This is a genomic window from Corynebacterium sp. HMSC055A01 (assembly GCF_001809405.1).
GTDB lineage: Bacteria > Actinomycetota > Actinomycetes > Mycobacteriales > Mycobacteriaceae > Corynebacterium > Corynebacterium hesseae.
This window is the reverse complement of the sequence record NZ_KV797562.1, coordinates 1466-12920: the sequence shown is the minus strand read 5'-3', so window position 1 is coordinate 12920 and position 11455 is coordinate 1466. Positions and strand designations below refer to the sequence as shown.

Annotated in this window: 11 protein-coding genes and 1 tRNA gene; 6 read left to right on the top strand and 6 right to left on the bottom strand. The window is 59.2% G+C overall.

The window, feature by feature from the left end; translation table 11 throughout:
- Positions 1–163: 163 nt before the first annotated feature.
- Positions 164–958, bottom strand: a complete 795-nt coding sequence (locus HMPREF2604_RS04510) for a hypothetical protein (protein ID WP_246818372.1) — start codon at positions 956–958, stop codon at positions 164–166.
- Positions 959–1073: 115 nt separating this feature from the next.
- On the opposite strand from HMPREF2604_RS04510, the gene HMPREF2604_RS04505 reads away from it, so the two are divergent.
- The 3 genes from HMPREF2604_RS04505 to HMPREF2604_RS04495 are packed head-to-tail and all read left to right on the top strand — an operon-like array spanning position 1074 to position 4112.
- Positions 1074–2363, top strand: coding sequence for a DEAD/DEAH box helicase (locus HMPREF2604_RS04505; RefSeq protein ID WP_070563544.1), 1290 nt, complete (start codon positions 1074–1076; stop codon positions 2361–2363).
- The gene (locus HMPREF2604_RS04500; RefSeq protein WP_070563534.1) at positions 2360–3214 is read left to right on the top strand and encodes a 3-methyladenine DNA glycosylase; all 855 of its coding nucleotides are present in this window, start codon (positions 2360–2362) and stop codon (positions 3212–3214) included. The genes HMPREF2604_RS04505 and HMPREF2604_RS04500 overlap by 4 nt, the downstream gene beginning before the upstream one ends.
- A 55-nt stretch (positions 3215–3269) precedes the next feature.
- On the top strand, positions 3270–4112 hold the full coding sequence (locus HMPREF2604_RS04495) for a VWA domain-containing protein (RefSeq protein WP_070563531.1): 843 nt from the start codon (positions 3270–3272) through the stop codon (positions 4110–4112).
- A 107-nt stretch (positions 4113–4219) separates the two neighbouring features.
- On the opposite strand, the gene HMPREF2604_RS04490 is transcribed toward HMPREF2604_RS04495, so the two are convergent.
- The 5 genes from HMPREF2604_RS04490 to secA2 form a co-directional block, all read right to left on the bottom strand.
- Entirely contained in the window at positions 4220–4780 is a 561-nt protein-coding gene (locus HMPREF2604_RS04490; protein ID WP_154762730.1) for a MerR family transcriptional regulator, read from the bottom strand.
- Positions 4781–5080: 300 nt separating this feature from the next.
- The gene (locus HMPREF2604_RS04485) at positions 5081–5674 is read right to left on the bottom strand and encodes a bifunctional nuclease family protein (RefSeq protein ID WP_070563541.1); all 594 of its coding nucleotides are present in this window, start codon (positions 5672–5674) and stop codon (positions 5081–5083) included.
- A gap of 101 nt (positions 5675–5775) precedes the next feature.
- A complete protein-coding gene (locus HMPREF2604_RS04480) occupies positions 5776–6531 on the bottom strand; it encodes a transcriptional regulator FtsR (RefSeq protein WP_070563527.1) in 756 nt (251 codons plus the stop codon).
- Between the two features lie 106 nt (positions 6532–6637).
- The gene (odhI, locus tag HMPREF2604_RS04475) at positions 6638–7069 is read right to left on the bottom strand and encodes an oxoglutarate dehydrogenase inhibitor Odhl (RefSeq protein WP_010186533.1); all 432 of its coding nucleotides are present in this window, start codon (positions 7067–7069) and stop codon (positions 6638–6640) included.
- Positions 7070–7156: 87 nt separating this feature from the next.
- Positions 7157–9448 (bottom strand): accessory Sec system translocase SecA2, encoded by a 2292-nt coding sequence (gene secA2 / locus HMPREF2604_RS04470; protein ID WP_070563538.1) that lies wholly within the window; start codon positions 9446–9448, stop codon positions 7157–7159.
- 96 nt (positions 9449–9544) lie between these two features.
- Between secA2 and HMPREF2604_RS04465 the strand changes: the two genes are divergently transcribed.
- From HMPREF2604_RS04465 to HMPREF2604_RS04455, 3 genes are all read left to right on the top strand, one after another.
- Positions 9545–10723, top strand: a complete 1179-nt coding sequence (locus HMPREF2604_RS04465; RefSeq protein WP_210384665.1) for a bifunctional alpha/beta hydrolase/OsmC family protein — start codon at positions 9545–9547, stop codon at positions 10721–10723.
- A 6-nt stretch (positions 10724–10729) separates the two neighbouring features.
- On the top strand, positions 10730–11128 hold the full coding sequence (locus HMPREF2604_RS04460) for a YchJ family protein (protein ID WP_070563521.1): 399 nt from the start codon (positions 10730–10732) through the stop codon (positions 11126–11128).
- Between the two features lie 87 nt (positions 11129–11215).
- Positions 11216–11289, top strand: a tRNA-Pro gene (locus HMPREF2604_RS04455).
- Positions 11290–11455: the final 166 nt, after the last annotated feature.

Here is an 11455-nt window from a genome sequence, read left to right as displayed (position 1 = left end):
TCAAGGCACGCGGGCACATCGGTGATCCTTGACCCCCTTCAAATACCGGCAGGAACAACGCGCATTTAAGCCCTTAAAGAACGAGACCCGCCAACCGGATGAGGGTTGACGGGCCACTTGGGGTGGGTGAAGCGTCGTCAAGCGCGTGCGGCGCCGAAGATAGCTAGGCATTCACCGACGGACCACCCAGAGCCGAGTCAAGGATTCCCGCACCCACGAGATAGTTGGCCAAATCATTCAAGTCCGCTTCGTCCCCGTTGGCATCATAGCCGTCCATGACATACTCGATAACCGCATTGCCATCCTCAAGCACTTCAGCAATCACGTACTCATCTTCCTCACTAAAAGCGCCAATCTGGGAGCCGCGGGCCGAGGTGAAATCCTCGACGGTGCCGGCCAGCCCAACGCTTTCAGTATCGCGTATCGCATCCTTGTTCTCTGTGTACTGAGCCACGAATTCTCTGTCCGGACCATAGATGCAAGAAATCGTCGGAACCCACTGAACATCTAGGCCCAGATAGTCCGCCTGCCCGAAGAATGACGTGTCCTTATAGCACTCGTCCGAAAGGTCAATGAGCGGAGCGGGCACCGGGGCAGAAACCTCGGAGGCGCGGATCCTGTCAACCTCATCGGAGTCATATGTGCTGTTCCAATAGGCATTGTCGGAAGCACTTGCGTCTTGCGGCGCATCATCAAAATCGGCAGCAACATCTTTGAAGAAAGAAACTGCAGCAATAATAGCGACGACTGCGATGATGGCGAATACAAGAACAACCGCCAGAACGATCCACAATGCTTTCTTCGAGCTTGGCTTCTTTTCGGGCGCCTGTGGCATCGCCGGTCCGCCGGCGTGAGCACCTTGATTTTGATTGATAAAGCCAGGCGGTGCTTGGTTGTGCTGCGGGTTCTGGCCAAATCCACGGGGCTGCTGCTGCGGGCTACTGAAAGGGTTCGTCATGCCGATCAATTTAGCTGAGACCTACATCACATTACTGCCAACAGTGCAGGATGCGAGGCCCATTCCCCGCACTGGCTTTTCTATCTGGCAGCGAACCGAACTAGACTTCCTCCCGATGAATACTTTCGCCGACCTCGGCCTCCCCCGCGATGTTGTCCGCGTCCTCGACAAACAGGGCATCACGACCCCCTTCTCTATCCAAGAAGCCGCGATTCCCGACGCCCTTTCCGGCAAGGACGTCCTAGGCCGCGGCCCCACGGGCTCGGGAAAAACCTTCACGTTCGGCCTTCCCATTCTCACTCGACTTGCCGAATCCGGTGTCTCGCGCCCTGCGCACCCACGCGGTCTCGTGTTGGCGCCAACGCGTGAGCTGGCAACGCAGATCCAACAACGCTTGGAAGAACCCGCAGCCGCGCTCGGGCTGCGGGTATTGGCGGTTGTCGGTGGTGTCAACATCAACAACCACATTCGCTCATTAGCACGCCCGGTTGACCTACTTGTTGCTACGCCGGGCCGCGCACTGGATCTCATCGACCAAGGCAAGCTTTTCTTCGACCAGATCACCATCACTGCGCTCGACGAGGCCGACCAGATGGCGGACATGGGCTTCCTTCCCCAGGTACGCAAACTGCTCAATCTCACCCCACCAGACGGCCAACGCTTACTCTTCTCCGCCACCCTCGACGGTGAGGTCAACAAGTTGGTTAAGCAGTTCATGCACGACCCCGTAACCCACTCCACAGCCCCCGTCGAGGCCGCCGTGGACACGATGGAGCACCACCTCATTTTCATCGGCACGCGCGAGGCACGCAACGACGTCGTCCTGCGGCTCGGTGCGCGCAAGGGCAAGACCATCATGTTCATGCGGACCAAGCACGGAGTCGACAGGCAGGCGAAGAAGCTGCGCAGAGTCGGTATTAACGCACTGCCGCTTCACGGCGATAAGGGCCAAGGTTCACGTACCAAGGCGATTGAGGGATTCGCCGACGGGAGCGTACCCGTGCTCGTCGCCACGGACATCGCCGCGCGCGGTATCGACATTGCGGATGTCTCCCTCGTCGTCCACGTAGATCCACCCGCCGAGCACAAGGCTTACCTACACCGTTCCGGCCGCACCGCCCGCGGCGGTGAGTCAGGCACCGTCGTCACACTCGTTACCGACGAGCAGCGCGACGAGGTGGCCAAGCTCATTGCAAAGGCCGGAGTGGACCACACCGACCTCGACATCAGCGACCGCGCCAACCCCGCCAGCAGCCCCGAACTTGCCCAGATGACCGGTGCACGCAAGCCGAAGGGCGAGCCGCTCGGGCCACCGAACCAACAGCAGCCTAAGCAGGAAGCACCGGGGCACCGCCGCCGCGGCCGCAACAACCGCCACCGTCGAGGCAGTGCTGGACAACGATGATTCTCGAGCCCAAGGATTGGCAAGCCCGGATGCGACAGCACGAGGAGGAAGCACATGAGTTCCTCGCTCGCTATCGCCACCCAGGCTCGTATCACCCTGTCTACGACTTCCTTTTCGAGTACTACCCCGTCCGCCCCTCTCATCTACGCCGTTGGCACCCAGGCGTAGGGGTCACCCTGGAAGGGAACGCTCCGCACAGCGAATGGCGCTACTACCGCCGCACTGCCGAGGGCATCACGATGGACACCGAGGCCTTCCTCGAACGCCGCGGCGGAACCGTGCGCTACATCCTGGAACTTCTGGAAAAGACGGCGCACAATCCCACCCAATTTGATTGTTTTGGCCTGCATGAATGGGCCATGGTGTACCACACCGATTCCCCTCGCCATGACCTGCCGCTGCGGTTGGGAGCGGAAGGGACGAACGCAGTCGTCGACAAGCACCGCATCAAGTGCACGCACTACGATGCCTTCCGTTTCTTTACTGAGCCCGCCCGCCCGCTTAACCTCACGGTGCTGACCCGTGAGGACCAACCGGACAACGACCAGGCTGGCTGCGTCCATGCGACTATGGATTTATATAAATGGGCGTGGAAATTGGGCCCGTTGGTGCCAGGTGACTTGTTCCTCGATACCTTCCGGTTGGCGGTGGCCGCGCGCACGCTCGACATGGAGGCCTCGCCATATGACTGCCGCGAGTGGGGCTTTGGGGTTGTCCCCATCGAAACACCAGAGGGAAAGTCGGAGTATGTGCGGCGCCAACGCGCGCTTGCCGACGCCTCCGAGCCACTCCGCGCGCGGCTTGTCTCCCAAATTAGAGCAGCGCTGAGCGCTACAATGAGAGACCATTGATGTGACCCGTCGGGGCGCCCTGACTGCCCCGAGACCCCAGCGCGGAAGGAAAAAGATGGCCCGGCACTCGGATGGAAAGAATAACTATGCAATCGCACCGTGGGTCATCATCGTGGCCGTCCTCGCGGTTTTGGCGTTGGTTATCGGCGCATTCTTCCTCTTCCGCGGAGGGGAATCCGATTCGAGCGAGCCAGTAGCGGCGGATAAAACCACTGAGTCATCAGCCGTACAGAAACCGACGAGTGAAAGCGCTAGCACTACGTCTGCATCGACCACGCCCTCGAAGTCAGAACAGCCGTCCAAATCGGCATCAGCCGCGCCCAGCACTGAAAACAAGGAAGATCAAGGGGTGGCGCCGAATACGTTGTTCCTTCTTGATACCTCCGACAACCTTGCGCCGTACTTCAATGAGGTAACCGAGGGCGTGGCGGAGGCGGCGTCGGCAGTCGGCGCGGAGGGAAGCCAGGTGGCTCTCTGGAACTATTCCTCACCCATTTCAGCCACGGCCACCGTGGGCTTCCGTCAGAATGTAGCCTATGGCGACGCCGAGAACGTGGCCTTCGCAGTACGGCAATTCGGCACTGGTGGCGTTCCTCAAACTCGCAGCGCCGTGGTCGCGGCACTGGATAACGCCACGGACCAAGAGGCAGAAACGGGCAAAGACGCCCGCGTCGTGCTCGTTACTACCGGGACCCAACAAGATATAGATGACGCAAGCTTTACAGAGGCAGTCAAAGCCGCGCGCGGTCAGGGCGTTAGCTTGAGCGTGGTGCATATCGGTGAAGGTGAAAAGGACGCCGAGCTCGAAAAGCTCGCTGACTCCTACAAGACCATCTCGGACCCTTCAAATGCCCAAGAGGACAAAAAGGCCATCGCCAACGCCGCCGGGGCACGATAACCGGGACATTTCAGGCGCATCGACGCCGCACATCAAAAAGCCGCCGCTTCCTCTAGAGCACTGACGTGAGCTGCAGTGACTAAGAGGAGCGGCGGCGGATGGCTTCCTTAGGAGGTTTTGCGCTTGCGCCGAGCAGCCAGTTCGTCGAGGCCAAATACAACGTCGACTTCTTCGTCCTCCACAACGCGCTCGGCCGGGAAGGAAGTGATGGTTCCGGAAAGCTCCTTCAGGATGCCTGGGACAGCGATGCCAAACACGCCCTGTCCACCGGCAAGAAGGTCGATGACTTCGTCGTTCGAGCGGCACTCATAAACCGTGGTGCCGTCGGAGACGAGGGTGAGCTCAGCAAGATCGTTAACTCCGCGATCCCTCAGGGATTCCACCGCGAGGCGGATATTCTGCAAAGAAATGCCGGTGTCCAAAAGGCGCTTGACAATCTTAAGAACCAGCACGTCCTTAAAGGAGTACAGGCGCTGGGAACCAGAGCCGCGAGCAGTGCGAATCGAGGGCTTCACCAGGTCCGTGCGCGCCCAGTAGTCCAACTGGCGGTAGGTAATGCCGGCTACCTGGCAAGCGATGGGCACGCGGTAGCCCAGCTCCTCGTCGGGCCCGACATCAAAAAGGGATTCCTGAACGTAGTCGTTGGCTGCGAAATCTTCGAGCGGCAGTGCGCTGGACTCGGGACGGTTATTCTTACTGCTCACGTAATTACTCCAGTGATACTTGAGGGGAGTTCTATTTTTCTATTAAAGGGCACGTCAGCGACCGCGTCAAGAGTCGTCCTCCGTGAACCTCTAGTAGAACTTTAGACTTTTTGAGTCACTTTGTCATCATTAGTCACACGCGTGTCATTAAAAAATTCAGTGGTAGCACGACTAAAGCGACGCCACAAAGGGCGCCGCTTCTAATGTCTAGCTGGGATCAGGGCTTAGGGCTGAATTATGTGGAAGGGAGCTTAAACTCCCCTTTTACTCCTCTTCACCATCTTTGCCGCCGAGCAAATCTTCCTCGGAGATTCCGGAATCACGCATCATCTGCTCGAAGTCATCGTCCTCCAGCGCGCTCTGCTGGGAATGGCGCTCCTTAAACTCGCGCATGCGCTTCTCCGGGAACGTCTCCGGGGATTCTGCCTCGCGTTCTAGGCCGTAATATTCTTTAAGGTCCTCATCGCTAATGTAAATGGCTACCTCGTCGAGCACATCCTTCTCAAAATGAATGGGCAACCCATAGTGATCTGCGAGGACAAGAGCGTCGCACAAGCGGGCATCGTGCTCTTCACCGGTTCCATCCAGGAGATCAACCATGAAAACGCCCTTACGGTACTCGGACACGCAAATATGCTCGATGCCATCTAGCTGATCCGCAAAGGCGATGAGCAGTTCATACGTGCTTGGGCGCGCATTAAAGTGCCGCTCGAGTACTTGGAGGACACGCGCGCCGTCGATGGGTGAGACCCACACCGGCACGTGCCGGTCCGCCTCCGCCCAATAGAAAAGAGCACATAGGTTATTTTCGGGGCCAACGGGGTGGATACCTAGAAATTTCAATACTTCAGTGTTCATGGAATCCACTTTTACACACATTCCTTGCACATGGTTGTCGGGCCGGTTAAGTGGCGTAGAAAAGTCGGCGCCAAACTTACGGAAATAAAAGCCCGTATGATTTAAGGCCGGAATTCGTCACGAAGCTCGGTCTTGACCAACGTCCCGTGAAGCGACAGAACAAGGGCCGCCATCTGCTGAGAAAGCTCCTCGGCCTGTTGCGGGGCAGTATCAGACTTCGAATGCGCCACCGGCGTTGCCACCTGCGAAATCATGTCCGCCTGGCGGCGGGCAGCATTGCGCAGCGACTTCAACTGTCGCGCCTCAAACCCGAAGGATTCCAGCGCCACGGCCGCGGACACGATGGACACGTCATCCGTATCAAAGAAGCCCGCCGGATCCGGCTTAATCAGTCCCACAGAAACCAGCTTGGCGATGTTTTCCTGCGTGGTGCCTGCTTGGTCGGCCACATCGGCGTCGGTAAGCCGAGTGACCACCGGCGCGCGCAGCTGCTCGGCGCTGATGAGGGCCTCGGCCTGGGAGGACACGATGGCGGTAACTTGCCCCGAATCCATCGCGTCTAGCTGTTCCCGAATAACCTTGAGCGGCGTATAGTGATCGCGCTGCGCGGTCAGAATATAGCGAAGACGATCGAGGTCCTTCTGGTAGTAGCGGCGGTAGCCCTTCGCAGTGCGCTCTGGAGTAATCAGCCCCTCAGATTCCAAGAAGCGAATTTTCGACACCGTCACATCCGGAAATTGCTTCTGCACGTGCTTCAGCGTTACGCCAATAGACATGGGCTTCTGCTTAGCAGGCTTGGTCTTCTTGACCACCGAAGACGCTGCTGCGGCAGCGGCGGTGGACTTCTGTGCGCTCACGATAGGACTACTACTGCTTTCTTCACGATTTCACTATGACAAAAGGGGAGCTCAGGTGGAAGCTTTCTCCGGCCTTCTCCCCTAGTTCTATAGGACAGGCACTGCCTTATTTCGGGGCAATGAATACCAAGCGGAATTTACCGATCTGGATTTCATCGCCCACTTCGAGTACCTGAGCATTGCGCGGCTCGCGGTTCACGTAGGTTCCGTTGAGCGATCCGACATCGACTACCTCGAACTGACCGTCCTTCGCGCGGAACTCCGCGTGGCGACGAGACACGGTGACGTCATCGAGGAAGATATCAGCCTCTGGATGGCGGCCGGCGGTGGTGGTCGGCTGATCAAGCAGGAAGCGAGCGCCTGCATTGGGACCGCGCTTGACGACGAGCAGTGCCTGGCCCTCAGCCAAGTTCTCAGCGCCAGCAACGGAGGCGTCAGAACCCGCCGCGGTGCCGTTTTCCATCTCCTTGAGAAGATCTGCGCGGAAGACAGAAGTAGTTTCTGCCTGCGGTTCCGGCGTTCCGGTATTCTCGCTCATTTTTACCTCCGAAGGGTCGGATCAATGTTGACTCATTCCATATTAGCGACTCCGCCGCCCGCGCGAGTCGCCTCTCCGCAATTTACATCAACGGAAAATGTTTCCTATGCCCTTGAGCACGGAGTTTCCGCCCCCTGATAGTGGGTTATCGGAGACCATATAAGTCCACGTTGCGCTCGGGCGGGACAGGCCGTGATCCTCTAGATGGGCGCCATCTGAATCGATAAGCACGGTCTTAAAAGTATCAACGGCGTCATTAACCGCGCGCTGCGCTAGGTCTTTAAACTCGCGCACCGCGATGCGGTGGTATTCGTCGATTGGCGTCTCGCGGGCGATGGCACGTAGGTGAATAGACTCCCGCACATCATCCATCAACTCCAAGTGGTCGGCCCACGCCTGGTCGAGGTGGAAGAGCATAATCTCACGCGCCGCCCGCTCGCGCGCTTCAGCGGGGACGTCACGAAGCTCAGCAGCACGCTCCGGTGCCCGCTCAGCCAGCTCCTGCCAGGCTTGGTCGGTATCGAGCAGCTTGGCTCGCCGCTCATCAATGATGATGCGCTGATCTGCGAGCAGGTGGTTGTACTTCCAGGTCTGCGCGTGAATCTCTAGAAGCTGCCCCTCGGTCACGCGCTGACAGTGCGCAATGAAATCACGAACCCTTTTGGATTCGATGAGCCCGTCGGCATCGGGGCGGGCGGACAAGGATTCATCTTCCCCACCCTGTTTAACCACGTCATCTTCTAAGGAAACGAAGAAGATGGACTTGCCAGGATCTCCCTGGCGGCCAGCGCGCCCGCGCAACTGGTTATCCAAACGTGAGGAACGGTGCCGCGAGGTGCCGAGCACCGCCAGGCCGCCCCTCTCGACGACGGCATCGCGGTCTGACTCATCAGCGCCACCCAGCTTGATATCCGTGCCGCGGCCCGCCATCTGGGTGGAAACGGTGACACGGCCGACGTCGCCAGCCTCCGCCACAATGCGCGCCTCGTCCTCGTCATTCTTCGCATTAAGGACGTTAACCTCGATCCCCCGTTCGCGTAACGCAGCGGCGAGATCTTCGGATTCGGCGACGTCGTGGGTGCCCACCAAAACTGGTTGACCGGTGCTGTTGATCGCGACGATCTCGTTCACGATGGCCCGGGACTTCTCATCCACCGAGGCATAGATGCGATCCGCCTCATCGAAGCGCTGCAGTTCCTTGTTTCTATCGATGACCGAGACGTGGAGGTTATAGAACTGGCGCAGCTGATCGGTCGCCTCCACAGCGGTACCGGTCATCCCGCACACCAACGGGTAGCGGCGCATGAGTTCCTGGAGCGTAATGGTGTCGAGGATGCGTCCTCCTTCCGATACCTCCAAGCCTTCCTTGGCCTCCACAGCGGCCTGCAGGCCGTCGGGCCAGCGCTGCAGTTCGGCAACGCGGCCGCGGGAGGCGTCGATAAGCTGCAGCTTTCCGTCCGTAATGATGTAGTGAATATCACGGATCAGCAACGCCTTCGCGTGCAGCGCCAAGTTCACCTTGACCAGTACGGAGCCGATATTCTCCTCGGAGTAGAGCGAATCAATGCCCAATTCGCGCTCGACTCGCGCCGCTCCATCGTCGGTCAGCGCCACTGTGCGCCCATCCTCCGCGATGACGTAGTCTTGCTCCTCACGCAGACGCGAAACCACGTTGGTGATGTGGCCGGTAGATTCTTCACCGGGGCGATTTCCGGCGAGGACGAGGGGGACGAGGGCTTCGTCGACAAGCACGGAGTCCGCCTCATCCACCAACGCAACATCTGCGCGCGCCTGTACCGTCTGCTCGCGGGAGGTGATCTGGTTATCCCGCAAAACGTCGAATCCCAGCTCGTTGACGGGGGCATAGATGATATCGCACAGGTAAGCCGAGCGACGCTCCTCCGGGCCTAGCTTCTCGGTGACCGAGGCCACCGTGAGGCCGAAGAACTCCACGAGCGGGCGCATCCACTCGGCATCGCGCGCCGCTAGATAGTTATTGACCGTCACCAGGTGGACACGTTTTCCGGTCAGCGCAAAACCAGTCGCGGCCATTGCGCCCACCAGGGTCTTTCCCTCGCCGGTGGCCATCTGAATGACATCACCCTCAAGCAAACGGAGAACGGCCTGGGACTGGACATTAAATGGGCGCATGCCAAGCTTGCGTTCGCTAGCCACAGCCAGAGCAGCGAGGAAACGTGACTTATCCGCAATCGCGCCATCCTTCACGCATTCCCGTGCAGTGGTGGCAACCTCTGCATCCGATAAGTTGGCAATTTCTTCCACCGCCGAGTCCGCAGCCGTGACGACGGCTTTCGACTTTTTATTGTTGCGCTCGGACTGCGCGCCCATTGCCTTCCAGAACCAATCGAATGCGCCCATGAGCACTCCTCCATCCTTGTGCGTCATACAGGTCTTCTATCGACTTTAGTCAACCCCGGTTCGCAGGCGTGCAGTTGCCCTTATATCCTTGTGGGCATGCAATCCGTGAACGTGTCGCTCCCCTCCAGCACCGGTACCACGATGGCCGGAACCATCGATTTCCCAGACTCCCCTCCGCAAGCCTTCGCCATCTTTGCGCACTGCTTTGCCGGCTCGCGCCATACACCCGGTGCCGCCCGCGTGAGCAAGCAGCTGACAAACTTTGGCATCGCCACCCTACGCTTCGACTTCCCAGGCTTGGGACAGTCCGAGGGAAATTTCGCTGATACCTGTTTCAGCCAAAACGTTGCAGACATCCAGGCCGCCGCCGAGTGGCTGGCCCAGAACTACTCCGCACCGCAACTCCTCATGGGTCACTCGCTGGGCGGCGCCGCTGCCCTCGCGGCGGCCAACGGCATTCGTTCCCTCAAAGCCGTCGCCACCATCGGTGCCCCCTTCGATCCCGCACATTCAGTGCTGCATTACGCCGACAAGATTGGCGAGGTCGACGCCAATGGCGAGGTAGAAGTCACCTTGGGCGGCCGCGCGCTAACCATTTCGCGCCTTTTCCTCGAAGACCTTGCCGATACCAACCCGGAGGAGTACCTTCCGCGCCTACGCAAACCACTCATGGTGCTGCACTCCCCCATTGATCAGACCGTTGGCATCGACAATGCGCAGAACATTTTCCGCACCACGCGCTATCCCAAATCCTTGGTCGCCTTGGATAAGGCCGATCACCTCGTCACCAAGCAAGGCGCGGCCGCACGCGCTGCGGACCTGATTGGCGCGTGGGCGGAGCAGTTCATCGTTCCGGAGAACCTTCCCGCGCCGGTCGCAGATGACTCCGCAGTTGCAATCCCTGCGGTGGGCACGAGGATGGGCGTCGTAGTACGCCACAACGACCGTTCTGTGACCGCTGACCGCACGAAGAAGAGCGGAGGCAAGGGCCAAGGTTTTACCGCTGAAGGCCTCCTCATGTCCGCACTGGCTGTGGCAAGCACCCAGGCCATCAAGGCGGCGGGCAAGGCACACAAGATCGACGCGAAGGCTCTCGAAGCTGTGTCTGTCAGCATTACCCAAGAGTCCGAATCCCGATTTACACGTACGGTGACTCTCCCCGCCTCCCTTAGCGCGGATCAACAACGCGCGCTTGGCGACGCCTCCACGTCCACCACCATCGACTCCCTCCTCACCGTCGAGGTGACCACCACCGTGACAACCGCGGCACAATAGATTCACATGATTGTTCTCAACCCTCTTGATCCGGCTGCCCGCTGCCCCTGCGGAACCGGCTTGACGTTTGGCGAGTGCTGCTCGCGCTACCACGCCGGCACACCCGCACCCTCGGCCGAGGCGCTGATGCGCTCGCGGTTCAGTGCTTTCGTCACCGGCGACGAGGACTATTTGCTCCGGACCTGGGACCCAGAGACCCGCCCTGAGCGCCTCAACCTCGCAGATAACGGCATCCACTTTTACCGCCTCGATATTATCGATACCGTCGCCGGCGGCCCCTTGGACGATACCGGCGTCGTTGAGTTCGAGGCCTTCTATAAGGGCGCCGCACAAGGCTCTCAGCGGGAACGCTCCTCTTTCCGCAGACAAGACGGGCAGTGGGTCTACTCCACCGGCGAGTTCTAGAGCCTTCAAAACGCGCATCAACCTGGGATTTGTCGAAGCGAATACCGCTGGTGTAATCTGTAGCAGTTGCACCAAATGGTGCGACGGCGGACTATGGCGCAGTTTGGTAGCGCACTACACTGGGGGTGTAGGGGTCGCAGGTTCAAATCCTGTTAGTCCGACAGCATCCAGGGACGGTTTCGTGAAACGACCTTAAATCGTTTGCGAAACTGCCTCCGTGAGATAAACCCACCTCCTTCGGGCGGTGGGTTTGGTCGTTTTCGCTCTGATCTGGGTGTTGACCAATAACAAACACAGCATGGTTCGTCCCCTCTAAAACGACTTCTA